The organism is Cellvibrio chitinivorans (assembly GCF_035117775.1).
Taxonomy (GTDB): domain Bacteria; phylum Pseudomonadota; class Gammaproteobacteria; order Pseudomonadales; family Cellvibrionaceae; genus Cellvibrio; species Cellvibrio chitinivorans.
On record NZ_JAYKKN010000002.1, the window covers coordinates 317,258 to 342,666 of the forward strand.

At 45.0% G+C, this 25,409-nt stretch carries 23 protein-coding genes; 18 read left to right on the top strand and 5 right to left on the bottom strand.

Translation table 11 applies throughout. The features are described 5' to 3' along the window. The first annotated feature begins 23 nt into the window (after positions 1-23). From SPL68_RS08110 to SPL68_RS08135, 6 genes are all read left to right on the top strand, one after another. On the top strand, positions 24-449 hold the full coding sequence (locus tag SPL68_RS08110; RefSeq protein ID WP_323814588.1) for a hypothetical protein: 426 nt from the start codon (positions 24-26) through the stop codon (positions 447-449). A 70-nt stretch (positions 450-519) separates the two neighbouring features. Continuing rightward, positions 520-1,500: a porphobilinogen synthase gene (hemB, locus tag SPL68_RS08115; RefSeq protein WP_323814589.1), complete on the top strand. Its 981-nt coding sequence runs from the start codon at positions 520-522 to the stop codon at positions 1,498-1,500. A gap of 18 nt (positions 1,501-1,518) precedes the next feature. After that, positions 1,519-1,926 (top strand): DUF3012 domain-containing protein, encoded by a 408-nt coding sequence (locus SPL68_RS08120; RefSeq protein WP_323814590.1) that lies wholly within the window; start codon positions 1,519-1,521, stop codon positions 1,924-1,926. A gap of 56 nt (positions 1,927-1,982) precedes the next feature. After that, the gene (locus tag SPL68_RS08125; RefSeq protein ID WP_323814591.1) at positions 1,983-3,503 is read left to right on the top strand and encodes a Wadjet anti-phage system protein JetA family protein; all 1,521 of its coding nucleotides are present in this window, start codon (positions 1,983-1,985) and stop codon (positions 3,501-3,503) included. Further along, positions 3,496-4,251 carry a DUF4194 domain-containing protein gene (locus tag SPL68_RS08130; RefSeq protein WP_323814592.1) on the top strand — a complete coding sequence of 252 codons (756 nt, stop codon included), beginning with the start codon at positions 3,496-3,498 and terminating at the stop codon, positions 4,249-4,251. The genes SPL68_RS08125 and SPL68_RS08130 overlap by 8 nt, the downstream gene beginning before the upstream one ends. 2 nt (positions 4,252-4,253) lie before the next feature. Then, a complete protein-coding gene (locus tag SPL68_RS08135) occupies positions 4,254-7,904 on the top strand; it encodes an ATP-binding protein (RefSeq protein WP_323814593.1) in 3,651 nt (1,216 codons plus the stop codon). 5 nt (positions 7,905-7,909) lie between these two features. Here the strand turns inward: SPL68_RS08135 and SPL68_RS08140 are convergent, their stop codons facing one another. After that, complete coding sequence (locus SPL68_RS08140) at positions 7,910-8,569, bottom strand: response regulator (protein WP_323814594.1); 660 nt, start codon at positions 8,567-8,569, stop codon at positions 7,910-7,912. A 130-nt stretch (positions 8,570-8,699) separates the two neighbouring features. Here SPL68_RS08140 and SPL68_RS08145 point away from each other — a divergent pair, with 130 nt between their 5' ends. The 10 genes from SPL68_RS08145 to SPL68_RS08190 all read left to right on the top strand — a co-directional run bounded on the left by SPL68_RS08145 (position 8,700) and on the right by SPL68_RS08190 (position 19,458). Next, positions 8,700-9,551 carry an ATP-binding protein gene (locus SPL68_RS08145; protein ID WP_323814595.1) on the top strand — a complete coding sequence of 284 codons (852 nt, stop codon included), beginning with the start codon at positions 8,700-8,702 and terminating at the stop codon, positions 9,549-9,551. A gap of 104 nt (positions 9,552-9,655) precedes the next feature. Next, positions 9,656-11,827 carry a 5-histidylcysteine sulfoxide synthase gene (gene ovoA / locus SPL68_RS08150; protein ID WP_323814596.1) on the top strand — a complete coding sequence of 724 codons (2,172 nt, stop codon included), beginning with the start codon at positions 9,656-9,658 and terminating at the stop codon, positions 11,825-11,827. Positions 11,828-12,068: 241 nt separating this feature from the next. Continuing rightward, positions 12,069-13,241 carry a MalY/PatB family protein gene (locus SPL68_RS08155; protein ID WP_323814960.1) on the top strand — a complete coding sequence of 391 codons (1,173 nt, stop codon included), beginning with the start codon at positions 12,069-12,071 and terminating at the stop codon, positions 13,239-13,241. Positions 13,242-13,304: 63 nt separating this feature from the next. Continuing rightward, the gene (locus SPL68_RS08160; protein WP_323814597.1) at positions 13,305-15,227 is read left to right on the top strand and encodes a methyl-accepting chemotaxis protein; all 1,923 of its coding nucleotides are present in this window, start codon (positions 13,305-13,307) and stop codon (positions 15,225-15,227) included. Positions 15,228-15,384: 157 nt separating this feature from the next. Then, a complete protein-coding gene (rimO, locus tag SPL68_RS08165) occupies positions 15,385-16,788 on the top strand; it encodes a 30S ribosomal protein S12 methylthiotransferase RimO (RefSeq protein ID WP_323814598.1) in 1,404 nt (467 codons plus the stop codon). Positions 16,789-16,915: 127 nt separating this feature from the next. Further along, positions 16,916-17,170, top strand: coding sequence for a GNAT family N-acetyltransferase (locus tag SPL68_RS08170; RefSeq protein WP_323814599.1), 255 nt, complete (start codon positions 16,916-16,918; stop codon positions 17,168-17,170). Between the two features lie 27 nt (positions 17,171-17,197). Beyond that, positions 17,198-17,677 carry a pilin gene (locus SPL68_RS08175; protein ID WP_323814600.1) on the top strand — a complete coding sequence of 160 codons (480 nt, stop codon included), beginning with the start codon at positions 17,198-17,200 and terminating at the stop codon, positions 17,675-17,677. A gap of 3 nt (positions 17,678-17,680) precedes the next feature. Next, positions 17,681-18,013 (top strand): glutaredoxin domain-containing protein, encoded by a 333-nt coding sequence (locus tag SPL68_RS08180; protein WP_323814601.1) that lies wholly within the window; start codon positions 17,681-17,683, stop codon positions 18,011-18,013. Positions 18,014-18,034: 21 nt separating this feature from the next. Further along, a complete protein-coding gene (locus SPL68_RS08185) occupies positions 18,035-18,433 on the top strand; it encodes an OsmC family protein (protein ID WP_323814602.1) in 399 nt (132 codons plus the stop codon). 167 nt (positions 18,434-18,600) lie between these two features. Next, positions 18,601-19,458 (top strand): pirin family protein, encoded by an 858-nt coding sequence (locus SPL68_RS08190; RefSeq protein WP_323814603.1) that lies wholly within the window; start codon positions 18,601-18,603, stop codon positions 19,456-19,458. Positions 19,459-19,524: 66 nt separating this feature from the next. On the opposite strand, the gene pgm is transcribed toward SPL68_RS08190, so the two are convergent. Continuing rightward, complete coding sequence (gene pgm / locus SPL68_RS08195; RefSeq protein WP_323814604.1) at positions 19,525-21,165, bottom strand: phosphoglucomutase (alpha-D-glucose-1,6-bisphosphate-dependent); 1,641 nt, start codon at positions 21,163-21,165, stop codon at positions 19,525-19,527. A gap of 151 nt (positions 21,166-21,316) precedes the next feature. Between pgm and ypfJ the strand changes: the two genes are divergently transcribed. Continuing rightward, the gene (gene ypfJ, locus SPL68_RS08200) at positions 21,317-22,204 is read left to right on the top strand and encodes a KPN_02809 family neutral zinc metallopeptidase (protein WP_323814605.1); all 888 of its coding nucleotides are present in this window, start codon (positions 21,317-21,319) and stop codon (positions 22,202-22,204) included. 69 nt (positions 22,205-22,273) lie between these two features. Here the strand turns inward: ypfJ and SPL68_RS08205 are convergent, their stop codons facing one another. The 3 genes from SPL68_RS08205 to flgA form a co-directional block, all read right to left on the bottom strand. Next, positions 22,274-22,750, bottom strand: coding sequence for a flagella synthesis protein FlgN (locus tag SPL68_RS08205; RefSeq protein ID WP_323814606.1), 477 nt, complete (start codon positions 22,748-22,750; stop codon positions 22,274-22,276). 167 nt (positions 22,751-22,917) lie between these two features. Continuing rightward, a complete protein-coding gene (gene flgM, locus SPL68_RS08210; protein WP_323814607.1) occupies positions 22,918-23,229 on the bottom strand; it encodes a flagellar biosynthesis anti-sigma factor FlgM in 312 nt (103 codons plus the stop codon). Positions 23,230-23,480: 251 nt separating this feature from the next. Next, on the bottom strand, positions 23,481-24,260 hold the full coding sequence (gene flgA / locus SPL68_RS08215; RefSeq protein ID WP_323814608.1) for a flagellar basal body P-ring formation chaperone FlgA: 780 nt from the start codon (positions 24,258-24,260) through the stop codon (positions 23,481-23,483). Between the two features lie 178 nt (positions 24,261-24,438). On the opposite strand from flgA, the gene SPL68_RS08220 reads away from it, so the two are divergent. Beyond that, positions 24,439-25,395: a chemotaxis protein CheV gene (locus SPL68_RS08220; RefSeq protein ID WP_323814609.1), complete on the top strand. Its 957-nt coding sequence runs from the start codon at positions 24,439-24,441 to the stop codon at positions 25,393-25,395. The last annotated feature ends 14 nt before the right edge of the window (positions 25,396-25,409 follow it).

The following is a 25,409-nucleotide window of genomic DNA, read 5'->3' on the forward strand; positions in this document are numbered from 1 at the left end:
ATTAGGCAAATAGCGGAGCGGTTATGGATCAAGAATCAATTGTTTATGGTTGCATAAAAGACATAGCTCCGTCTTTGTTGGAGTCTGAACGTATTCGTGTCAACCGTGAAGCCATGTTGTCATTACCACACGCGGATGAGTGGCCGTTTTTAAGTCAGGAAATGTTTTCGATTCCCAATGCAGAATCGCCATTTTTTAATTATCAAACAGAAGTAATGCATTTCGGTGCTTCCTATAAAGCCGTTGAATACGAATGGGATCAGTGGATTGCACAATTTGAATCTTTATTGAGCCGGATGTATTGGGTTTCTGCCACTGTGCACCTGGAAACGGAACTGTCTGGTACTCATACATTTACATGGGAAGCAAATGGGAGTTATCACAAGCCAGGTTCAGGCAATATGCGTGTGCGCTGTGAGTGGAGGCATGAAGGCTCGTTGAATATTTAATCCAAATATGAGCAGGCAGCTCCTACATTTATGAGCAGAGAGTTTCTACATTTTTAAGCAGACAATTACTATGCAAATTCCATTAACAGCACCAGATTTTCGTTTTCGCCGCTTGCGCAGAACTGGAGCCTTGCGTGCTTTAGTGCGTGAAATTCACATCTCTATGAATGATTTTATTCTTCCGATTTTTATCGAGGAAGGAATTTCTGCGCCGGTTGAAATTAAATCAATGCCGGATGTTTATCGCTACCCGGAAAGTCAACTTGCAGATGTCGTAACACGTGCTTGGAGCAAAGGTGTAAGAGCGATAATTTTATTTGGTGTATCTACACATAAAGATAGCGATGGTTCTGATACTTGGTGCGAGCATGGTTTGTTAGCACGCATGATCCGAATTGCAAAACAAGCGCAACCAGAAATGCTGGTGATTAGTGACAATTGTTTCTGCGAGTACACTGATCATGGCCATTGCGGAGTAATTTCGCATGATGATGTGGATAACGATAAAACACTTATTAATTTGCAGAAGCAAGTGGTGCTTGCAGCACAAGCAGGTGTAGATATGATCGCCCCATCGGGCATGATGGATGGCATGATCAGCGCCATTCGTGAAGCGCTGGATGTTGAAGGTTTTTCTCATATTCCAGTGATGTCTTATTCGACAAAATTTGCGTCAGCCTTTTATGGCCCCTTCAGAGACGCAGTGGATAGTAGTTTCAAAGGTTCGCGCAACACTTATCAAATGGATCCGGCAAATCCTCGTGAGGCCTTGGCAGAGTCCATGCAGGATGAAGCAGAAGGTGCAGATATTTTGATGGTGAAACCGGGAATAGCATATTTAGATGTGCTTGCCCAGATACGTGCAAACTCAGCGCGCCCGTTAGCTGTTTATCATGTGAGTGGTGAGTACGCGATGATTAAAGCAGGCGCTGCGGCAGGTGTGATCGATGAAAAGGCGATTGTGTTGGAAACTATGACGGCATTTAAACGAGCCGGTGCAGATTTAATTATTACCTATTACGCCGAAAAGATGGCGGAATGGCTTGCTTAGTATGTGGAAGTAAACTTAATGATCCAATTTTTTCGCGAACAAAAATTACTGGCTGCGCTATTGCTGGTAAGTATTCTTGTAATTCTGGCTGGTTTAATCATGATTCAATACAGCAAAAATATCGAAGGTTCGGCCTCATTCAAAGTTGAAGAGACAACGGCGGAATATAAAGAGGCTCAAGCTTTGGTTAATACTATGGCAGTAATTGCCACTATGGCTGACCAGAAGTTACAGGAAACACAGGCACCATCTGAAGCCCCCAGTATGGGCGACAATATCCCGCAGTCTTCTATCGATCATGTTGCTGCATTAAACGGCCGCGTACCTGAGGTGGGTAGTAATGACTGGTGCGAGGTAATGATGGTTAAAAAAGCAAATGAATGGACTGAAGAAGAAAAGGTCATTTTTGCGCAAAACTGCATTTAATCGCATAGCCGTTATCAATAACCGGTTTGATTGATTTTCCTGTGAAGTAGCCCTCGATGTTTTTTAGCGATTCCCGCCAGCACTTTTTTAATCCATTAACCGGGAAATACCGCGAGTTGGTGGCTGAGTGTTTGCGTCTTTTATACCAGCGTTTGTATACCGACTTGCGCGACTATGGTCACGCCATAAATCGTGAGCAGCTTGTTGATATTTTTAAAGAGGCAATTGCTCGCGCTCCTATTCTGGATTCTGATACAGATTTAGAAGAAGGTAGTGTTGATGACGCAAATGAAGGGCGCTTCAAAAGTCAGCGCGATCTAGCTAGTTTTATTATCAATCGTTTGATCGAAAATGGTTGGCTGGAAAAGCAAGTTGATGAAACCAGTTTGCAAAGTAGTTACGGCTTTAGCCGAATGGGGCGTTTATTTACCCAGCCGTTTGCCGACAACGATGCTAATCAATTTCGCACTCGCAATCGCAATACCCGTAATACGCGCAATAGTTTGCAGGCGTTTTATGATCAAGGAGAGATTAATGATCTGCTTGATGCCTATGAATATTCTGAACGTATCATCAGCGACTTTACCGACGTAATTGCGGAGCTGGAAGAGCGCAAGCGTCAATTGGTGCGAGAGGTTGAATCGCGCCAATTAATTCAACAGGCGAGCGATGAATTTTTCGATTTCATGGAAACTGTGTTTAAGCCAGATTTGGAAGTGCGCTTATCTGCAGACAGCGTAGAAAAATACCGCGATCAGATCTCCGATATCATCACAAAAATTCGCCGCAAGCGTAAATATGGTTTAGGTGATCCAGAAACTGCCGCTAAAGATTGGCGTGCGGTAATGGAGATTCGCTTGCGCAAAGCATTACCACAAAAAGTGGTGCAGGGCATTTCGCTGCTGGAAACCTTGTTGCAAACAATTGATTCTCGCTTGAAAAATGCGTGCGATATTATGCTCCCAGCGTTGCGTCGTGCATTGAATACATTTACCCAGCGCGCCGATATTATCATTCGCCAACTCAGTTATATAAATAGTCGCGGGCAGGATGATCTTATGGATATCTATCATGCACTGGGCAAGTTGAGTGGCGAGCAGCAAGATCAGTTATTGCTGGAGCAAGGCGAATTTATTGCAAGTATCAATATGGGTTTTGTTGATCCAGCCCAGATTCAATTGCGTGCCCCGCGTAGAGTTCAAATTGTACGTTCAATGTTGGATGAAGATAGAGCATTGGATGTAGATGCTCAAAAAATATTATTTATTCAACAAGCCTTAGATAAGGCTTTCATATTGCAATCCAGTAGTTTGCGTGAATACGTGCATGATGCATTGGTAAAAACGGGCGAAGTTCGTAGTAGTCAGTTAGAGGCCAAATCCATGCAAGAGCTGCTGAATTTGTCTCATGCAGTTGAGGTTGGCGCTGCTGCTAATCTTTCATCACGCTATCGTTTTGAAGTTACTCAAGATGCTGCTTGGCTGCATGCTAAGCCTCTTGTCACTAAAGATAATTATTTTGTTCAGCGCGACGAGTTTGTCATTCGCCTGATCGACGATGGTGTAACACATGAATAATCCATTAAGTACTCTGCTGCAAGAGCAGCTGGAAAAACAAAACCTGAGTCTGGATAACTGGCGTGAATTGGTTCAGCGCCTTTTGGATTACGGTGTATTGTGTCGTGATGACAGTCAGGTTGAAGCAGAGTTATATGATCGCTTCGTGCGAGTACACGAGTTAGTGAATGATTATTTCAGCTTGATGGGGATTCGCTTTCAGCATGATAGCCATTTCCGCTTTGTTCGCATCTTGCCGCCGGGCGCGCGTCTTCCTGGTATGGATGATGAAACTGATGAAGCATTTAATGCCGGGTTACGCAGCCGTTTGAATCAGCATGAGGTTGCACTGGTTTTGGTGTTGCGTGCGGAATATGACAAAGCCTTACGTGAAGGTGGTATTGATGAGCAAGGTTGCGCCACGTTGTCTTTAGAGGCAATTACGCTTGCGATGAAAAGTTTGTTGCGCCGTAGTTTGCCGGAAAATATAGGTGAGCGTCGTCAGGTTTTCAAACGTTTGCGTCAATTGCGATTGATTAATTTTTTTGCTGAGGCTGATATTGATTCAGGCGAGAGCTGGATCAAGATACGCCCACTTATTATTAATTTGGTGAGCAATGAGTGGTTGGAACAAATCCGTACTCATCTCGCAGACAATTTGCTGCTAATCGATGATGAATCTGAAGAATCGCAAGAGGATTCCGAATCAGTATCATCACGCAAAGTATCTCCACATTTGAACCGCTCGTTGTTTACGGCTGAAGAATAGCTATGTATTTGAAAAAATTTATCTATGTAAATTGGGGAAATGTTCCCAATACGGAATTTGATTTCGGTCCGATCAATTTGTTCTCGGGTGGAAACGGTTCAGGAAAAACGACTGCTGCAGATGCGATCCAAACTGTAATGACTGCAGCGCATGATAATTTATTTCATTTTAATCCGGGTCAAGATGAATCCAGTCAGCGCGGTCGCGGCGGCAAGCTCGTGCGCACTCTGGCCTCTTATGTATTAGGTTGCGATGATGGCGCCTATGCTCGGCCGCAAGGTTGCGACGGCTATTTGGCGGCGGTGTTTTATCCAACTCAGGGTGAAAATAGTGAGCCATTTACCGCTTTGATTGGTATGCGTGCGTTTTTGGAAACCACAGGGCAAGGCGCGTCGCTGCAAAAGGTTGCACGCCTCGATGATACTCAATTTTATATTTTGAGTGATGTTGCTTTGAGCTTAAGTGATTTGCTCAAAGAAGAGAAAACGCATAAGTATGTGGTGCCGTTAGATAAGCTTTACGCAGGCTTACGTCGTCAATATGGGCAGGCACAAGTAGAAAAATACGATAAGAAAAAATCTTATCTGTGCCGGTTGTATGGCATTTTGCGTGGTAAAAAGGATGCGATTTCAGAGCGCGAAGCCATGAATGCTGCACGCGCATTTTCACGCTTTATGGCCTACAAGCCAATCAAGGGTATTGACGAGTTTGTTGCGAATGAAATTTTAGAGTACCGCGATCTGGGTGAGGCGATACGAACTGTCTCAACTATGCTGAAGCGAATTCATACGATGGAGGCAGATGCGCGCACTCTGCGACAAGGTGTTGAGCGCATGGCGCAGGGTCGCCAATGGTCGGATAATTTTATCGCAGGTTGGCTTGAGCAGCAGGTTCTACAATATTCGCTGGCGAAGCGTCGCTACACTGATTCACAGGCACTCTACCTTGAAGCAAAACATAAGCAGCAGTTATTGCGCGAAACTTCCGCTGGCCATCAGCAAACATTGGTTGCCTGTGAAGCTAAGCGAGAGGAAATTAATCAATTAATTCTTGATGCAACTGCGCGCCGACTAGGTGTTCCTGCGTTGCGCGATAAAGACCAGCTTGAGCAAGAAAAGCTCGCTCAGGAAAAACTGATCCAACAGCAGATCCCAGAGCTGCGCAAACAACATCAACAGCTGCAGATTAATCTTGATGCAGCACAGCAGTTTTCGTTAGCGCTTCGTCAAACATCAATCTCCATTGAACTTCCGGTATTAAAAGATGCTGGTTTGACTGCACTTGTTAAAAGCGTGTGTGCGGAAACAGAAGCCTTGGATATCCATCAACTGCTAAACCACGATTTGATTGATATTAGCCCGTTAGAGCCGCAGTTAAAAAAGGTTGTGGCTTTACAGAAAAATCACAATGCTTTTGTTGCCAGCTTATTTGAGACAACTAATAACGGCTCACGCATTAATGTGCGCGATCAACTTGTTCAAGAGTGCGATAAACGAAAAGCACAAACAGAGCGCTTACAAAAGCAGACAGAAGTTAAACGTCGTGAAATACAAACACTCGAATCACATCAAGTTAGTTATCCCGGCTTTGTGCGTGCAGCGCTCGATGCTATTGCAGCCCAGTGCCCTAAGGCAGATGCGCGGGTGTTGTGTGATTACGTCGATGTCACTGATCGCGAATGGCAAGCTGCAATCGAAGGTTATATAGGCGCGGCTCGCTTCGGCATTATCGTTGATCCGGATTATGAGGCAGAATCAATTGCCATTGTTCGCAACATGTCTGGTCAGGGAAATCGCGCGCGTATTATTCAGGGCGAAAAAGCACGTAAAGATGCTGAAAAATCCGCTGATGTTGCATCCAACTCTATCGTTCATGTGATGAAATTTTCACATGCGACCGCAGAGGCTTATATCAAAGCAAGTTACGGCAATGTACAGCGTGTGGAAAACGCAAAGGAATTAAAAAATACTCGTCGCGGTATTACCAAAGACGCTATGGGTTCTGGTAATTACGCAATGTTCCGCTGTGATATGGCCGATTCTGAATTAGTGTTTGGGCAAGGGGCACGCGAGCGTGCCTTGGAAGCTAAACGCAATGAATTTCATACACAAGTGAGTGAATGGCAAGCAGCAACGAAGTTTGCAGAAGAAGCTCAGGATTTGTTGCTCGCCTTGGATAAATTAAAACCTTTGCAGTACGCCGATACGTTGCAATCCATGTTGGTCGCACAGAATAAAATGGTGGCGATTGATTCCAAGTTACAACAGTTGGATTTAAGCGATACCAAAGCGCTTGAGGCCGAATTGGAAAATCTGCATCAGCGTTTGCAAGAACAAAATCAGGAATATGCTCGCCTGAATAACGCTCAAATTGATTGCCGTGCTGAATTAAAGCTGGCGGATAATTTGTGCCATAAGTTGGACGCAGAACAAGACAAAACACTTGCTCAAGCTGATATTTGCGAGAGTAATGTACAGGCTATTACTGCTTATTGGCCGGAGTTTGATGCCGATATTCGCCTGCAGGCAGCAGATGAATCTGTAGTTCAGCAAGGTACAGCTTATTTTGAGGCGCAATTACTCAGTGTAAATGCCGAACTAAAAACGGTTTTACATCGCCTTCAACAGGCTGCAATGGTGCACAACCAATTTTGTGCAACCAGCGATTCAATATTGGTTGATCTCGATTACAACGATGACCTTGGTAGCAATAATTTCCGCGCAATCTGCGATATGCGCCGTCAGTTTGATGCGCTTTATAATCGCGATAAAAACCATATTCTTGCTCAGCGACACCAAGAAATTGAATCCCTGCGCGAAAGTTTTAATAACGCCTTTGTTTCTAACCTTTGTCACTCTATTTATCAGGCCATCAACGATGGCAAAAAAATTCTGGAAGATCTGAATAAAGAGCTAGAGCATCATCGTTTTGGTGCTGATCGCGAACGCTTCCGTTTTGATTGGGAGTGGGTGCCAGAATTTAAGGAGTACTGGCAATTCTTCAAAGCGGTGATCGATAGTCCAAGCTTGGAAGAGGGCGAGACGCTGTTCAATATGAAGTTGGATGAAAAGCATCAACGTGTGCGTGAGCGCTTGATGAATATGCTGCTGGATGAGGATGAACAAAAAGCCTTACGTGAGTTAACGCGTATCGCGGATTATCGAAATTATCGTTGCTACGAAATTTTTAAAGAGCCAGAAGGCAAAGCGCCTATAGCCCTTAGTCAATATGGAACAGGGTCAGGTGGTCAGCTAGAGACACCGGCGTACATAATTCGTAGCGCTGCTATTACATCCGCTTTCCGTTTTAATGAAGGTAATAGCCACTTGCGCATGGTGTTGGTTGATGAAGCCTTCTCCAAAATGGATGAACATCGTTCGCGTGAAGTTATTAATTATTTGACCGAAAGTTTGGGGTTGCAGCTTAATTTCATTATGCCGAGTAGCAAATCTGGCCCCTTTATGGATTTGATCTCAAACCAATTTGTATTTAGCAAATGCCCTACAGCAGAACCTGTTGGTGAATTGAAGACTCGGGTGATGTTGGACAGGCAGGTTTGCGATCAGGAAAAAATTAAAAAATTAATGGCGAATCATAGGCGCGCAATTCGCCAGCAGGCGACGTTGGATTTTATGGCGGAAGTGGAAGGGTGATTTGATCACTCTTCCATTTTGACTTGTGGGAAAAAACGCGCGATTTTTTTGACTAATTTGTCCTGCTCAATGGGCTTCACAACGTAATCATTCACACCATCTTCAATTGCTGAGCGAATTTGTTTGGCTTCGCTGACCGCTGTGACTAGTATAAACACAGTACCTAAATAGCGTTCAGCAGCGCGCATTGCGCTATGTACATCCAAGCCTGATTTACTGGGCATATTCCAATCACACAGCACCAAGTCGTAAATCGGGTGCGCCTCGTACATCATGGTAATTCCGCGCTGCCCGTCATTTGCCTGATCGATTTGGGTTATACCTATAGCTTGCAAATACGCGGTCATTAGCTCGCACATTAATTGATCATCATCCACTAATAAAACCCGTATTTGTGCCGGGGATAGCTTTTGGCGTCGGCCAAAGGCAGCTTGGCGGATAGGTGATATGGTTTTTTCAGAGATGTAATGATTAACGGTATTTTTATCGCCTTTCACTGCATTCAGCTGTAGAGTAATTTTTTGTAAAACTGTATCGATGCTCTGTAGGCTTTGTTCTAACTCTGGTTTAGTGCTTGTATTAGCGCTATCGATTTGCTTGGTGATCCAGCTGCGCTTTTGTGCCAATGTTTGGCTGATAATCTCAAATTCTTGCTTGGTAAACATAGTTGGCCTTAACTTGTATGAAAATAAAACTTCTTACAATATAGCCCAGTCTGTTTTCTTGGCCAGTATCAATTATTAGTTGTTTGCAGCCATATGCTTACTTCCTTTTAATAACCGCAGGAACTTATACGTGTCTGATTTTGAGCAATTTATTGATCGACTTGAACAACTGGTTAATCGTGTTGAAGCTATTTTGCCTCCTGCATTGCCTGTACCTGATTGGACTGCGCAGGCCTTTCGTTGGCGTGTAAAAGCCAACGGTGTGGGATATTTACAGGCGGTTAAGCACCCGCATTATGTTGAACTTGATGCGCTGAAAAATATCGAATCGCAAAAGGCGTCAATCCTGCGTAATACGCAGCAATTTGTTCAGGGAAAAAATGCGAACAATGTGTTGTTAACCGGTGCGCGGGGTACGGGTAAATCGACTTTAGTGAAGGCAGTGTGGACTGCATTTGCACAGGATGGTTTGAAAATCATTGAGGTCGATAAAACCGATTTGTTACATCTGGCTGATATTGTCGATTTGATTGGCGAGCGCCCCGAAAAATTCATCATCTTTTGTGATGATCTTTCCTTTGAAGAAGGTGAAATCACTTACAAAGCATTGAAGTCGGTACTGGATGGTTCGATTTCTGCGCCGACGGCTAATATGTTGTTCTATTCCACCAGTAATCGTCGCCATTTATTGCCGCAGAAGATGCGGGATAATCTCGATGTAAGTTATGAGGATGGTGAAGTTCGTCCGAACGATGCAATAGAAGAGAAGGTTTCTTTGTCTGAACGTTTCGGATTATGGCTGAGTTTTTATCCGTTTAGCCAGGATGATTATCTTGCTGCGGCGAATTATTGGGTCACTCATCTGGGCGGAAAATGGGATGATCAGGTGGAAGCTGCTGCTTTGTTATGGCACAGAACCCGCGGTGCTCGTTCTGGTCGTGTGGCTTGGCAATTCGCCAAAGATTATGTCGGCCGGGTGTAATTTCTATTTTCTGTGCTGACACTAACTGACAGTGAGGCAACATAAGCTGTACTGTCAGATTAATTCATCGCTATAAGGAGCTAATGATGCATTCGGGATCTTCCATGCTGCATAAATCCGACGCAATCGGTGTATTAGATGAAGTGCAGCAACATTCTTCTTTATTGACGCGGTCACCTCTTTTTTCTCGCACGCCAGATTTACGCAACCAGAATACTGCGAGCATGCGCAAAACATTGCGTAATTACTTCATTGATACCTTTGATACTTACGAATCACTTTTTGAGTGCCTCGCTAGTGATGAAGCGTTTTACATCAAGCCAATTAGTTTGCGCCATCCGTTGATTTTTTATTACGGACATACAGCCACTTTTTTTGTTAACAAGCTTTTACTTGCACGGCTGATAAACGAGCGATTGAATCATCGCTTTGAATCCATGTTTGCTGTAGGTGTAGATGAAATGAGTTGGGATGATCTTAATGATGCCAACTACAAATGGCCTACACCTGCCGAAGTGAAAGCTTATCGCGATCAGGTGCGCACTCTGGTATTGGATATCATTGATAACGCGCCGTTAAAAATGCCGATTGATTGGAATAACCCTTGGTGGGCGATCATCATGGGAATCGAACATGAGCGAATTCATTTGGAGACATCATCGGTTTTAATTCGTCAGCATAAACTGGATTACGTTAAAAGCTCGTCCGCTTGGAGGCCCAATACTATTACAGGTGCGGCACCACAAAATAGCTTGATAAAAGTAGCTGAAGGAAAAGTGCAATTAGCGAAAGATAAAACTGATTCTTTTTATGGCTGGGATAATGAATACGGTGTTCATGAATCCGATGTTCCGGCTTTTGAGGCAGCGAAATATCTTGTGAGCAATCATGAATTTCTACAGTTTGTAGAGGCGGGAGGTTATCGTAATCTGCACAATTGGGAAGAAGAGGGTAAAGGCTGGCTGGCTTTTACCAAAGCGCAGCACCCAACATTTTGGGTTAAAAAAACCAAAGGCTGGTATCTGCGCTTGATGACAGAGGAAGTTCCTATGCCGTGGGATTGGCCAGCTGAGGTGAACTACCATGAAGCAAAAGCGTTTTGTAATTGGAAAAAATCGGAAACTTGTTTAGCGGTACGCTTGCCTACTGAAGACGAGTGGTATCGTTTGTATGATGAAGCCAATCAGCATGAAGTAGATGAAAGTGCTGCAGCAGCAAATATCCACTTGGATCACGGCGCATCTTCTTGCCCGGTTAATTATTTTGCGCAAGGAGAGTTTTTTGATGTGGTGGGAAACGTTTGGCAGTGGACGGAAACACCCATTTATCCTTTTGAAGGTTTTGAGGTTCACGATATCTATGATGACTTTACAACACCGACATTTGATGAGCGCCACAACCTGATTAAAGGCGGATCATGGATTTCCTGCGGCAATGAAAGTTTGCGTTCTTCTCGATATGCATTTCGTCGCCATTTTTTTCAACATGCGGGATTCCGTTATGTTATTTCCGGAGATATAAAACCTGTGCCTAGCTCTCATTATGAAACGGATAAACTGGTATCGGAATATGCTGAATTCCACTACGGTGATGAATATTTCGGCGTGCCGAATTTTTCCAAAGCATTAGTTAATCTTGCTTTTGCACACATGGTTGATAAGCCCAAACGCAAAGCGTTGGATTTGGGCTGTGCAACTGGCCGCGCAACATTTGAATTAGCGAAATATTTTGATCAGGTAACAGGAATCGATTTTTCAGCGCGCTTTATTAACTTGGGCGTTCAGTTAGCAGCGGGTGAAACTCTGCGTTATACCTTGGCAGATGAAGGTGAGTTGGTGTCCTATAAATCCCGCTCATTAACTGATTTGGGGTTGGCGGAGTTCAAGCACAAAGTCGAGTTCTCCCAAGGTGACGCCTGTAATTTGAAATCGGTTTTTAGTGGTTATGATTTTATCCTCGCAGCTAATCTAATTGATCGCCTCTACAATCCTGCGAAATTTCTTAGCGTTATTCATGAGCGATTGAATATAGGAGGGCTGCTGATGTTGGCATCGCCCTATACATGGCTGGCCGAACATACACCACGTGAAGATTGGGTCGGCGGTTTCAAAAAAGATGGCGAAAGCTTCACTACTCTGGATGGACTTCAGGAGCACCTAAAAGCGCACTTTCGGCTGTTGAGTTCACCCAAAGAGGTGCCATTTGTGATTCGCGAAACCAAACGAAAATTCCAGCATACCCTTTCAGAAGTAACAGTTTGGGAACGAATTAAGTAGTAATACCTTATTGTTATTCCATTTACATATGAATGGGAGGTGTTTGAATGGAGCATTCAGCTGTACTTTCTATCTAAAGCTTTAACCTTTGCAGACTTAGACTAAGCTTTACTCAGCGGATGAGTTTGAGTTAATTAAGTACTGGTAATAGGTGAAGTAGTATTTTTACCTGTTTGGAAGCCGCATTAGTGCGGCTTTTTTAATGTTGAGTACGCAGAAAAATTAGATATAGAGAGAAATGATGACGTTCGATTTTGATAAATATATTAATCGCGAGGCTACGCAATCAGTCAAATTTGATGGTCGCCAGCAATACTTTGGCACCAGTGATGTCAGCCCACTTTGGGTTGCTGATATGGACTTTGCAGTTCCTGAATGTGTAACACAAGCGCTACAGACGCGGCTAGATCACCCTGTCTTTGGCTATACAATTTATCCCGAAAGTCTTTATCAATCCATTATCGATTGGTTTGTACGTCGCCATAATTGGGTAATCGAACCGGAATGGATTTTAATGGCGCCCGGCATTGTGCCTTCGCTCTTTGCGGCGGTACAAGCATTCACACAAGAGGGCGAAGGTGTGATTGTGCAGTCGCCAGTTTATTTCCCTTTTTTTTCAGCAGTAGAAACGAATCATCGAAAGCTGATTAATAATCCTCTGCGAGAGATTAATGGTCGTTATGAAATTGATTTCGAACATTTGGAGTCCTGCGCGAAACAAAATGCGCGCTTGTTACTCTTGTGTACGCCCCACAATCCTGTAGGAAGAGTTTGGTCGAAAGAAGAATTGGAGCAGGTTTTGGAAATTGCCCGCCGATATGACTTAACCATCCTGTCCGATGATATCCATTGTGATCTGGTTTACTCGGGGGTAACTCATAACATACTCGGCCGCCTTGCGCAGCCTGGTGACAAAATCATCACCACAATCGCTCCCAATAAAACATTTAATATTCCCGGCTTAGGGTTGTCGGCACTAGTAATTCCAGATGCTGTGCAGCGCAGAGCGATGAAGCAAACATTCGAGCGATTACATGTGGGAAATTACAATCCTTTCAGTATCGTGGCCTTTGAGGCCGCATATCGCGGTGGAGATAAATGGTTAGACGCGTTGATGAGTTATCTGGAAAAAACACGGGATTTTGTAGCAGATTTTATTGAGAAAAATATACCAAAAATAAAAATGGTAAAACCTGAAGCGACCTATTTGTTGTGGTTGGATTGTCGTGGTCTTGGCATGAGTGATATTGCATTAAAAGAGTTTTTTATCAAGCAATGTAAGCTTGGGCTAAACCCTGGGGCGGTATTTGGCGATGGCGGTAGCGGTTTTATGCGAATGAATATAGGCACGCCTAGAGAAAATGTTAGAAACGCACTATTTAGTATTGCAGAGCAGCTCAATCAAAAACTTTGATTTTCCCGTAATGGATTTAGCATCGCTAAATGATTGTTAAAAGAGCTTAAAGAGGGCATATACATGTCAATTACTAAAAAATTTATGTTGGCATTGGGCGCAATTGTTTTTAGCGGTTTATTGCTGACGATATTGATGTTTTATCTTATTGAGAGTCGTAATGTTCGCGCGCAAGCGGCTGAAGAAAGCGAATTGATCAGTCAGGAGTCGCTGCGGCTATTGGGTGTGATTGATGTAATTATGGCTGAGCGGGTAAAAAACAGCATGACTCTCTTGCGAGATTATGGAAGTGCGTTAGGTGAGCCGACTCAAGGCGAAAGAGTTCGTGTTAATGAACGAGAAGTGCCCGATTTATTCTTAGGTGAGACCGCAATAGCGAATCAATTTCAGTTAGTCGACAAGTTAACATCCGTAATGGATGGAACTGCAACAATATTTTCCCGTGACGGCGAAGATTATGTGCGCATTTCAACCAATGTAATGACGCCAACGGGCAGGGCGATTGGCACCGTGCTCGCTCCGCAGGGGGCAGCGATAAAATCAATTCAACAAGGGAAACCATTTTATGGATTGGTCGATATTTTAGGAAACCCTTATTTGACGGGTTATGAACCTATCAAAGATGCAAATTCAAATACCATTGGAATTTGGTATGTAGGCTATAAAGCAGATCTACAGGTATTATTTTCTGCTGTGCAAAAAAGTCGGGTTTTGGAAAAAGGCTTCGTCGCGATTAGAGACAATACGGGCGTGATTCGTGTTCATTCTGATGGTGTAACCTCCGAGGAAGTGACTGCCATTTTAACGGAAGATGCATCGGGCTGGACTCTTGATAAAAAAGTATTCGGACCTTGGCAGTATGAAATCATTACGGCTTATTCCAATGAGGAAATTGACGGGATAGTTACATCGGCTTTGTTAAAAGCAGCGGTCATTATTTTGCTGGGTGGTTTGGTTGTGATGTTTATTGTCTATCAATTGATACAAATTGTGGTTGCCAAACCTTTGCACAAAACAACAGAGCGATTGAATGACATCGTGAATGGTGAGGGTGATTTAACACTGCGTTTTAACTCACGTGGTAAAGATGAGTTGGCTGATTTGGCCAATGGCTTTGATGGATTGATGAATCGTTTGCAGAGCACAATTAATTCGGTTTCTCAATCAACTCGACAATTATTTACTTCAGCAAAGGACTTGAAACATATTGCAACACAGTCGAGTGAATCGGCAGTTGCCCAAAATCAGGACATCAATAGCATCGCCAGTGCGATATATGAAATGAGCACCTCCGCACAGCAGGTGGCGAATCATGCCGACAGTGTTGCGCATATGGCAGATCAAGCCAAAAGTGAATCCGATCAGGGTTATAACAACCTGCGGGAGACAATTAATTCTACGCAAGTATTGGCTTCGAATATCGAACAGGCAGCGCAAGGTATTGAAGCTTTGGCTGGTGCGTCCAATGAAATTGGCGCGGTATTAAATGTTATTCGTTCAATTGCGGAGCAAACTAATTTGCTCGCATTAAATGCTGCCATTGAGGCCGCACGTGCGGGCGAACAAGGGCGCGGATTTGCTGTAGTTGCTGATGAGGTTCGTTCATTGGCAAGCCGCACTCAGGCATCTACCGAAGAGGTGGATAAAATGGTGAAGCGTTTTCAAGGCAATTCACTGCAAGCTTCTGAGCGTATGCGTCTGGCCGAAGGGCAGGTTCATAAAAATGTGACTGCTGCGGATGACTCAGGTAAATCGATTCAACAAGTGCTATCGGCAGTTTCTGATCTAAGTAGTCTCAACTACGAAATCTCGGTATCTGTTAGAGAACAAAGCACTGTCGCCGAAGATATAAGCAGCAACATTATGCGTATCAATAGCAATAGTGAGCAAAATCATCAAAGAGTTCAGGAAACTTTGCAGTCGGCAGAGCTTGTGAGTCGTTTGGCAGAGGAAATACAAAAACAGCTATCCAGCTATAAGGTGTAAAAGTCCAAAAGTCGCTACAGCAGGGATGCTATAGATGACAATTCCACGTGAATAGATTATTGATTTGGTTGTTTTTTATCCAAATTTGGATGGAAGTTTTACGCGCATCAGGTACAATCCGCCGACTTTTTCCCGGCACATCCCCCGCAGAGATTTTATGACTGTTAATACCTTCGACCCATCACAGACCACCACGCTGGATACACCAGCCAAAACCCTTGCTAATCAATCGCTTGGCGTTGCTAGTAAAGGTAATACCATAGGTTTTGTGTCGCTCGGATGCCCTAAAAATCTGGTGGATTCAGAGCGAATCCTTACCCAGTTGCGAATGGAAGGCTACAACATTGTGCCCACTTACGATGATGCCGATATGGTGATTGTTAACACCTGCGGTTTTATCGATAGCGCTGTTCAAGAATCTTTAGGCGCCATTGGAGAAGCTCTGGCTGAGAACGGCAAGGTTTTGGTTACTGGCTGTCTTGGCGCTAAAAAAGACGAAATTATCCAAATCCACCCCAATGTGTTGGGTGTGACTGGAGCTCATGCGTATGAAGAAGTGCTGTCGCAGGTGCATGAGCATTTGCCGCCCAGCCCGGTACACAATCCGTTCACCGATTTGGTACCACCACAAGGCGTTAAGCTGACTCCGCGCCATTATGCGTACTTGAAAATATCCGAAGGCTGTAATCACTCCTGTAGTTTCTGCATCATCCCCGATATGCGCGGCAAGTTGGTTAGCCGCCCCATTGGGCAGGTGATGGGCGAAGCCGAGCGTTTGGTGAAAGCCGGTGTAAAAGAGCTGCTGGTGATTTCACAAGATACTTCGGCTTACGGTGTTGATATCAAGCATCGCACCGATTTTTGGGATGGCCGCCCGCTCAAGACCGATATGTATCAATTAGCCGCAGCGCTTGGTGAATTGGGTGTATGGGTGCGTTTGCACTATGTATACCCATACTTGCATGTAGATAACATCATGCCGCTGATGGCTGCCGGTAAGGTGCTGCCATATTTGGATATCCCATTCCAGCACGCTAGCCCGACTTTGCTGCGCAAAATGCGTCGCCCTGGTCAGGTTGAAAAAACCTTGGAGCGAATCAAAAGTTGGCGCGAGCAGGTGCCAAATCTGACTATTCGCTCGACCTTTATTGTCGGTTTCCCTGGTGAGACTGAAGAAGACTTCCAGGAACTGCTGAACTTCCTCGAAGAAGCGCAATTGGATCGTGTCGGCTGTTTCCAGTACTCGCCGGTAGAGGGCGCCAAAGCAAATGATCTACCCGATCATGTACCGGATGACATTAAGCAGGAGCGCTACGACCGCTTTATGCAGCTGCAGCAACGCATCTCTACTGAGCGCTTGAAGTTGAAAGTAGGGCAGACCTTGCAGGTGCTTATCGATGAAGTAGATGAAGAAGGCGCAATCGGCCGCTGTTTCGCGGATGCTCCTGAAATCGATGGCTGCGTTTATCTCAACGGTGAAGAAAATGTAAAACCGGGTGATGTGGTCGATGTATTGATCGAACACTCGGATGAATATGACTTGTGGGGAACCAAGGTTTAATCTTCCTTCATATATTTATCGCAATCCCTCATGTGCGCAGGCCGTGAGGGATTTTTTTTGCCTGATGATCCGGCTGTTACTCTACAATAAAGAAAATTTTCCAGTCTTTATTCTTAAAGGAGCTGTTATGGCTGAAGTACAGCATCTATCTAATGAGCAGCGTTTTGTGATTTTCCATGAGGGTGGTGAAGCAGTATTGGCTTATCGCGTTTTTAATCAAAACGGAAAAGAGTCTATCGATTTCACCAGCACCTATGTGCCTCCTGAATTTCGCGGTATGGGATTCGCTGAAAAATTAGTTCGCACCGGGCTAAAATGGGCGAAGCAGCAAGGTTATGAAACACAGGCAAGTTGTTGGTATGTGGCGAAATTTATTCGTTAATACACCCGGTAAAATATAGGAAAGTATGTGAAAAAAACGACAGGTTTTACTCTTATTGAGATGATGGTTGTGATTGCGATTATCGCTGTTCTGGCATTAATCGCAATGCCGTCTCCTGATCCGACAATCGCTCGTCGACAAGTTGTTGAATCGATGGAGTTGGTTGATAACTATAAAAAGCTGGTGACTTTTTATCATCAAAGTACGCAAACATTTTTACAGGACAATAACGAGGCAGGAATTCCTGCAGCGGATAAATTACTGGGTAACTATGTGGATCGTATCGATTTAAAGCAGGGCGCTTTTCATATCCACTTTGGTAATAAAGCGCATGCAAATATCAAAAATAAAACCCTGAGTATTCAACCAATTATGGTTACTGGCTCGCCAGAAAGCCCTATTTCCTGGATTTGTGGCAAAGCAGCAGTACCGCAAGGAATGCAGGCAGTAGGTGAAAATCGTACTGATCTTGAACTTAAGGATTTACCTCTGAATTGCAGGATGTAAAACATGAAAAAATTTTTATTTGTTGCGGTTGCGCTAGGAGTTTTTCTTAACTGGAATAGCCTGCGTGATGAGTTTAGTCCACCACCTGATTTTTCTGCACAATATCCCGAAGGAGTAGTGCTTTATGCAACTGAGTGGTGTGGGTATTGTAAAAAGACACGCGATTTTTTCAAGCAGCACAATATCGCTTATGTTGAATATGATATTGAGAAATCAGCAGAAGGAAAGTCGCAATATGATCAGCTTAGAGGGAGTGGAATTCCGCTGATTGTCATTCGCGGAGAAGTGATGCGAGGTTATGATCCTAATGCATTGGCTAAAGCCTTAAACTTGTAGCTTTCATTAAAGGGCGGAGTAATGATTCGATTGCAAAAAGATACAGCCGGTACGTATCGTCAACGTATTAGTGTTGATGCACATGAAATATTTTCTGACGTTGACACAGCGCTTGGTGGTGAAAATTCTGCACCAGATCCGCATGGTTTACTGGATTCGTCATTGGCTGCTTGCACAGCTATCACATTAACTATGTTTGCCAAGCGTCGCGGCATTCCCTTGGATAGTATCAATGTTGATGTGGGGCGGGATTCAAGTAAAGAAAAACAGGGTGAATATAATCTGTCTATGAATATTCAATTTGTAGGCAGTTTAAGTGAGGAACAAAAACAGCAGCTACTCGCTATTGTTGAAAAATGCCCGATCCATAAATTGTTGTCTCATGCGACTATTAATATCAATACGCACCATCACCTTTAATTGATATAGCTATGTGTGGTATCGCTCATTGAAGATTGTTTTTGTAGATTTTAACTTGTTATATATGAGTTTTTTGCGGAGCTTAGGGCTACTTTTATTGTCTACAAAGAGATACCTGTATTTGAAATACTTTGATTGGTTATCGCAAATTTTCGGGGGACGATACTATGCCTTTATTAATTTCTCCTCGTGTTCAGGATATAGGTTTCACTGTTAAGCGATTGCTACCTTCCCGTGTGCAGCAACGCGTTGGCCCCTTTATTTTTGTGGATCATATGGGGCCTGCGCATTTTGAGGCAGGTACAACGGTGGGTGATGTTCGCCAGCATCCTCATATCGGGTTAGCAACGGTGACTTATTTGTTTACCGGGGCGATGGTTCATAAAGACAGCTTAGGCACTACACAGCGTATTGAGCCGGGCGCGATTAATTTAATGACAGCAGGTAATGGGATTGTTCATTCCGAACGCTTACCTGCAGATATTCGCCAAAAAAATGAAGTAGTTGAAGGCATTCAAACCTGGCTAGCTTTACCAACTGATGTCGAAGATTGTGAACCTTCTTTTGCACATTATTCTGCGGATCAAATTCCCTCAATTCATTTGCCGACCCTAAGCGCACATGTATTAATTGGAAAGGCATTCGACGTTGAGTCGCCTGTTAAAACACCGAGTGTTACTACTTATATTGATATTTCACTGGGTGCAGATGCTCAGTACACGCCTGATTTTCCTCAGCAGGAATTAGCAATCTATGTTGCCTTCGGCAACGTGACAGTAAATGGCGAGATGGTGCCGGAATTTCATATGGCAGTATTGGATGAAGGAGATGTTATCGAAACTGTGAGTGGTGCGCGCATTTTATTGTTAGGCGGAGAACCGCTGGCGGGTGATCGATTTATTCTGTGGAACTTTGTGGCGTCTTCGCGAGAAAAAGTTCGTGCTGCCGGAGAACGCTGGGCGAATGGCGGCTTTACCATGGTGCCAGGTGAGGTTGATTGGATTCCTTTGCCAACCCTTAGTTAAAAACTCTAAATTAAAAATGCCCGATCTAGTCGGGCATTTTTAATTTGCTATCAAATAAAACTGAGATTAGGAAATAGCTTTGTCAACAATGGTTTGAGCTTCAGCAATAACCTCTTGCAAGTGCTCGCTTCCTTTAAAGCTTTCAGCGTAAATTTTGTAAATCTCTTCTGTGCCTGATGGGCGCGCTGCAAACCAGCCGTTTTGTGTCATCACCTTAATTCCACCAAAGCCAGCATTGTTGCCTGGTGCCTGCGTGAGGATGGTTTCAATTTTATCCCCTGCTAGTTCGGTTGATGTGATTTGTTCTGGTGTGAGTTTGGCGAACGCTTTTTTCTGTACGCTATTTGCTGGCGCTTCTACACGTGCTTCTGCTGCGTGACCAAATTCATCAGCCAATATTTTGTAGCATTCACCTGGGTCGCGTCCGGTTTTGGCTTTAATTTCAGCTGCAAGTAGCGATGGGATTATGCCGTCTTTGTCGGTTGTCCAAACACTTCCATCAATGCGCAAGAAAGAGGCGCCAGCACTTTCTTCACCGCCAAAGCCGAGTGAGCCATCAAATAACCCCGGGGCAAACCATTTAAAACCGACGGGAACTTCGTACAGGCGGCGGCCGATTTTTTGCGCAACCTTATCGATCATTGCACTGCTCACTACGGTTTTGCCGATAGCAGTGTTGGCGTTCCATTGCGGGCGATTTTGAAATAAATATTCAATTGCTACTGCAAGATAATGATTCGGTGGCAACAAGCCGCAGCTTGGCGCAACAATGCCGTGACGGTCATGGTCTGCGTCACACGCAAAAGCGACATCAAACTGATTGCGTCGCTCCACCATGCCTTGCATTGTGTAAGCAGAGGATGGGTCCATGCGGATTTTTCCATCCCAGTCAGCGGTCATAAATGAAAATGTTTTATCGACGGCAGTGTTGAGTACTTTTAAATTTAAATTGTAGTAATCGGCGATTGCACTCCAGTAGCTGACGCCAGCACCGCCCAGCGGATCAGCGCCCATAAGAATGTTTGCATTGCGAATCGCATCCATATCAATGACGTTGATCAGATCTTTTACATAGTGTTCGATGTAGTTATGCTGATATGTGTTGCTCGCTTTCAATGCCTGTTGATAATCCATACGCTTCACGTCGCGCAGATTATTTTCCAGTAATTCATTTGCGCGCGCTTGCATCCAATTAGTGATGTCACTGTCAGCAGGGCCACCATTGGGTGGGTTGTACTTAAATCCGCCATTGTCGGGCGGGTTGTGCGATGGGGTGATCACAATGCCATCGGCCAAGCCGGTAGTGCGGCCGCGGTTATAAGTTAGGATTGCATGGGAGATGGCTGGGGTTGGAGTGTATTCGCCGTTTTGGGCGAGCATAATTTCAACGCCGTTAGCAGCAAGTACTTCAACGGCACTGATTTGCGCTGGCTCAGACAGCGCGTGGGTATCAATCCCCATGTAAAGCGGGCCGGTAATACCTGCATGTTGGCGGTAATCGCAAATGGCTTGGCTAATCGCAAGTACATGGTTTTCATTGAAGCTGGTATTGAATGATGAGCCGCGATGACCTGATGTGCCAAAGCTGACACGCTGCTCTGCAATACTGACATCTGGTTTATTGTTGTAATACGCATCGATGAGCTTGGGAAGATCTACCAGTAAATCGGCGGGTAAAAGTTGGCCGGCCAGAGGGCTTGTAGGCATAAAAACTCCTGTTTACTTCTTTAAATAGATGATTGGCTGACGTTATTTGTTTATGCGCCTATAGTATCCTGCTTTGAATTAATTTAACCACGTCAAACAACAGAGTTTGATGACAAGTCTTTAAGTCGCGATCAAATACGAGGGAATTATCATGCGTTGGAAACAAGGTCGTCGCAGTGACAACATCGAAGATATGCGCAGCGCCAGTCCGCCTTCTATGGCGATGGGTGGAGCATCTGCTGTTGGGCGAATTTTGCCCTTCCTACTCCAAACAAAAACCGGCCGAACGTTACTGATTATTGGGGTAATTGTATATTTTGGCGCCAAGTTTATGGGAATAGATCTGCTGCAATTGACTGCGCCATCCGGTTCTGTTGCAACCAGTTCACAAGAGTTATCTCCAAAAGACCAGGAGCTCGCCGATTTTGTCTCGGTAGTCTTGGCTGACACCGAATCCACTTGGCATCTTGAATTTAAAAAGCTTGGCCTGACTTACGAGGAGCCCAAATTAGTGCTGTTTCGCAATGCGGTGAACTCCGCTTGCGGCTATGCACAGTCTGCGATGGGGCCGTTCTATTGCCCGGGGGACCACAAGCTCTACATCGATTTGGCTTTTTATGAGGATATGAAAAACAAGTTGGGCGCGCCGGGTGATTTTGCGCAAGCCTATGTGATTGCACACGAAGTTGGGCACCACGTACAAACCTTGCTGGGAACTTCGGCAAAAGTGAGTCAGGCCCAGCAGCAGGTTTCAAAGGAACAAGCCAATCAACTTTCAGTCAAGCTTGAGCTACAAGCTGACTGCTACGCCGGGATTTGGGGCTATTACGCGGATAGCGACCGTCAAATGCTGGAGGAGGGCGATATAGAAGAAGCGCTAAATGCAGCTTCTGCAATTGGCGATGACAAACTGCAACAACAAGCTGGTGGTGTAGTGCGCCCGGAAAGCTTTACTCACGGCAGTTCAAAGCAGCGAGTTGCTTGGTTCAAGCGGGGTTTCGAGCAAGGGAAGGTGGAGGCGTGTAATACCTTTAAATAGAGTTGAGCGCTTTGCTTTCACCAAACGAAAAGGCCAGCATGTTTGCTGGCCTTTTTTAATCGCCTTGTATCAGGCTTTAGCGACGGTATAGGTCGAGGTATGTTGGGTTTTTGTGCCTTGTGCGGTGTAGAGCGATGGTGCCGCGACTTTGCCGCGCAGTAAACCAAGCAAATGGTTCAGGGTTTGTTGTGAGCGTGCGATCATCTTGCCGTTGATGTCGTTCATCTTTTGGCAGTCTTCAAATTCACTGACCACTAATTTCCAATCGTTCACCAGCGGTTGAGTGGTGGCATTGCGCTGTAAAAACTGATCCCAGCCATCGGCATTTGCAGGCAAATTTAGGGTGGTGAGAATTTGTTGGCGCTGTTTCGCGTTATGGTTGAGTTGATCAAGCAAAATCGCTTTTTGCTCAACGATGCGCGGGAGTTCATCTTGTTTGCGCTGTTCCAATTGTTCGCGTTCATGTGCGAGCAATTGTTTGAGTTGAGCAAGAGCGGCGGAGTCCTGCGCGATCATGTCACGCAGTAATGTGATGTTGAGAGACATAGCAACCTCTTCGATTAGGTAAAACTTCTACTTCGATAACTTTTAGTTAAATATGCTGGTAGTTAAATGAGCCGATAGTCAATCAGCTGGTGCAAAGGCAAATTGTAAAAGCAAAACACTAGCGGATTACCAGCACAGGGGAGGGCTGTTAATCCGCCGGTTAGTTGTTAGCCCAGTAATTCGTCTTGGTTGAGCATATTTTCAGCAATACGCTCAGGATTGATCTCAAAGCGACCTTCTGCGATGGCGCGTCTGATTTCCGCCACCTTGTCCATATCGACATCAGGTGAGCTCTCGATCTTGGCTTGCAGGCGTCCAAGATTTTGCGCTTCTTGGCTCAAAACCACTTGGTCGCCAGCAGCTTTGCTCGCTGGAGCTGCTTCTGGTGTTTTGGTTTCGGGTGTATTCGGCGCTGCAGGTTTGCTGCGAGTACCCTTGGTACTTACCGAGTCCAGCGTGTTGTTGGTATTTAAAATCATGTTGTTCCCCTGTATGCCTGTGAGCGAATGGCTCTTGGGCGATTAACGTCAAAAATGCCGCGGTTGCTATGTCGTGACAGTGATGACTCCCATAATGGTGAGTGCAATTTTGGGAGTCTCTGGCAGGCTATCGGCCAGTTGTCGCCTAACTTTAGCAAATATTTAAAATATCTTTCATGAACCCGGAAGCGGATTCTTCTTATAAATCAAAGCGTTTGCACTTTTCACATCAGAGCGTTTGCGCTCTTCATTTAAAGTGTTTGCACTAGGCCCTGGCTGACCACCACACCGCTGATGACGCGCTCTGATGAATTGTTGCGTACGCGTATTTTCTGGCCGATACGTCCATCCGCCATAGCTGTTCCCATACTGCTGACCTTGATGCTGCCCGCCAGAGATTCTAGTGTCACAAGTTCGCCGCGCTTTACAGCGGTAGGTGCATCTAAAACGGCGGTTCTAAAGGGTTCGCCTTTACCGATGTTGCGTTTGGCTTCTTTGCCGATAATCGCCTCTGCATCGGGTAAAAATGCCTGCCGAATGCTGCTGACATTGACCGTATTGCTGGTAATGTGGGCTTGGCTGATTATTTCTCCGCGAGCTATATCGCGCCCGGCAATGGCAATTTCACGATAAATGGTGACTTGCGCTGGTACATGCACCGACCAGGTTTTGCCGCCATCACACTGGGCTTTCACACTGATGTTGCCGCCAAAACCGCTTTGATCCTGATTGATAAATTCGACCGGCTGCGAGCAACTAGCAAGGCGCAGGCGGTTATCCAAATTGCTGACACTGATATCGATGCGTTCATGGGTAGATTGCTTGTAATCAGCCGCCAAAAAACTGGCGATATCGAGTTTCAATTGCTGCAATGGATAGATTTGTGCCAAAACCGATGAGCTTAGGCTGGATAGCAGTATGCACAACCCTGCGATTGGCAAGGTTGACGGCTTTTTCAGCATCTTTTTACTGCTTTTCTCGTGGCGCAAAATATTCCATAAGAATGTTTTGTAAAAACTAGGAAGTTCCATATTTTGTCCTATCCTCAAGGGTAAGAACTGAGTGTCTGCTTAAGAACATAACGACTAAAGTCTGACACTTTTTTGCCGCTAAGCTGGTTTACTAAGCATCAAAGCAAATACTGTGCCGCAGTCCGACGCTAATTTGCCGGTAGGTTGGATCAATATCTGAGAATAAAAGAGGTTACTGATGGCGGGAGTAATGGATAGTGTCAATCAGCGCACTCAGCTGGTTGGGCAAAACCGTTTGGAGCTACTACTGTTTCGGCTGGGTGGTCAGCAGCTGTATGGCATTAATGTCTTCAAGGTTAAAGAAGTGCTGCAATGCCCGCAGTTAAATGCCATTCCCGGCCGCAGCTCGGTGGTACGTGGTGTTGCCCATATCCGCGGTGGCACCTTGCCGATTATGGATATGAACCTTGCCATAGGGCGCCGTGAGCTGCCAGACATAGAAAGCTGCTTCGTCATCATCACTGAATACAATCGCACTGCCCAAGGCTTTTTGGTGCGCTCTGTTGAGCGCATCGTCAATATGAATTGGGGTGATATTCACCCGCCGCCAAAGGGTGCTGGTAAAGAGCACTATCTCACTGCCGTTACTCAGGTTGATGGGCAGCTGGTAGAAATTATCGATGTGGAGAAAATCCTCGCCGAGGTATCACCTGCACGTGAAGAGGTGAGTGCAGGGGTAATAGAAGATGGTATCGCCGACCGTGTGGTGCAAAAGCACGTATTGATTATTGATGACTCGACCATTGCGCGTAAGCAAATTCAGCGTGTGGTAGAGGGCATGGGGATTAAAACCACCGTTAAGAAAGATGGGCTGGAGGGCTTCAACTATTTGCAGGATCTGCTTAACGAGGGTAAAGATCCCTTGTCAGAACTGATTATGATCATTTGCGACATCGAAATGCCGGAAATGGATGGTTATACCTTTACCGCTGAGGTGCGCAATAATCCCGCGCTTAAAAAATTGCACATCATTCTTCATACATCGCTCAGCGGTGTATTTAATGAAGCGATGGTGAAGAAGGTGGGGGCGGATGATTTCCTCGCTAAATTCCACCCGGATGAGTTGGCTAAGCGGGTGAATGATCGAGTGTTGGCGATCACTGGTGAGAGTTTGTTACCACCGGACGAGGCGTGACTAAGAGCTGCCCT

What these genes read in the sequence shown, in the direction of transcription:
- ovoA (WP_323814596.1), top strand. Translation starts at nt 9,656, where the DNA reads ATGCTGCATAAATCCGACGCAATCGGTGTATTAGATGAAGTGCAGCAA.
- SPL68_RS08125 (WP_323814591.1), top strand. Translation starts at nt 1,983, where the DNA reads ATGTTTTTTAGCGATTCCCGCCAGCACTTTTTTAATCCATTAACCGGG.
- SPL68_RS08170 (WP_323814599.1), top strand. Translation starts at nt 16,916, where the DNA reads ATGGCTGAAGTACAGCATCTATCTAATGAGCAGCGTTTTGTGATTTTC.
- SPL68_RS08140 (WP_323814594.1), bottom strand. Translation starts at nt 8,569, where the DNA reads ATGTTTACCAAGCAAGAATTTGAGATTATCAGCCAAACATTGGCACAA.
- rimO (WP_323814598.1), top strand. Translation starts at nt 15,385, where the DNA reads ATGACTGTTAATACCTTCGACCCATCACAGACCACCACGCTGGATACA.
- SPL68_RS08120 (WP_323814590.1), top strand. Translation starts at nt 1,519, where the DNA reads ATGATCCAATTTTTTCGCGAACAAAAATTACTGGCTGCGCTATTGCTG.
- pgm (WP_323814604.1), bottom strand. Translation starts at nt 21,165, where the DNA reads ATGCCTACAAGCCCTCTGGCCGGCCAACTTTTACCCGCCGATTTACTG.
- SPL68_RS08135 (WP_323814593.1), top strand. Translation starts at nt 4,254, where the DNA reads ATGTATTTGAAAAAATTTATCTATGTAAATTGGGGAAATGTTCCCAAT.
- SPL68_RS08180 (WP_323814601.1), top strand. Translation starts at nt 17,681, where the DNA reads ATGAAAAAATTTTTATTTGTTGCGGTTGCGCTAGGAGTTTTTCTTAAC.
- hemB (WP_323814589.1), top strand. Translation starts at nt 520, where the DNA reads ATGCAAATTCCATTAACAGCACCAGATTTTCGTTTTCGCCGCTTGCGC.
- SPL68_RS08190 (WP_323814603.1), top strand. Translation starts at nt 18,601, where the DNA reads ATGCCTTTATTAATTTCTCCTCGTGTTCAGGATATAGGTTTCACTGTT.
- flgA (WP_323814608.1), bottom strand. Translation starts at nt 24,260, where the DNA reads ATGGAACTTCCTAGTTTTTACAAAACATTCTTATGGAATATTTTGCGC.
- ypfJ (WP_323814605.1), top strand. Translation starts at nt 21,317, where the DNA reads ATGCGTTGGAAACAAGGTCGTCGCAGTGACAACATCGAAGATATGCGC.
- flgM (WP_323814607.1), bottom strand. Translation starts at nt 23,229, where the DNA reads ATGATTTTAAATACCAACAACACGCTGGACTCGGTAAGTACCAAGGGT.
- SPL68_RS08220 (WP_323814609.1), top strand. Translation starts at nt 24,439, where the DNA reads ATGGCGGGAGTAATGGATAGTGTCAATCAGCGCACTCAGCTGGTTGGG.
- SPL68_RS08110 (WP_323814588.1), top strand. Translation starts at nt 24, where the DNA reads ATGGATCAAGAATCAATTGTTTATGGTTGCATAAAAGACATAGCTCCG.
- SPL68_RS08155 (WP_323814960.1), top strand. Translation starts at nt 12,069, where the DNA reads ATGACGTTCGATTTTGATAAATATATTAATCGCGAGGCTACGCAATCA.
- SPL68_RS08185 (WP_323814602.1), top strand. Translation starts at nt 18,035, where the DNA reads ATGATTCGATTGCAAAAAGATACAGCCGGTACGTATCGTCAACGTATT.
- SPL68_RS08205 (WP_323814606.1), bottom strand. Translation starts at nt 22,750, where the DNA reads ATGTCTCTCAACATCACATTACTGCGTGACATGATCGCGCAGGACTCC.
- SPL68_RS08160 (WP_323814597.1), top strand. Translation starts at nt 13,305, where the DNA reads ATGTCAATTACTAAAAAATTTATGTTGGCATTGGGCGCAATTGTTTTT.
- SPL68_RS08130 (WP_323814592.1), top strand. Translation starts at nt 3,496, where the DNA reads ATGAATAATCCATTAAGTACTCTGCTGCAAGAGCAGCTGGAAAAACAA.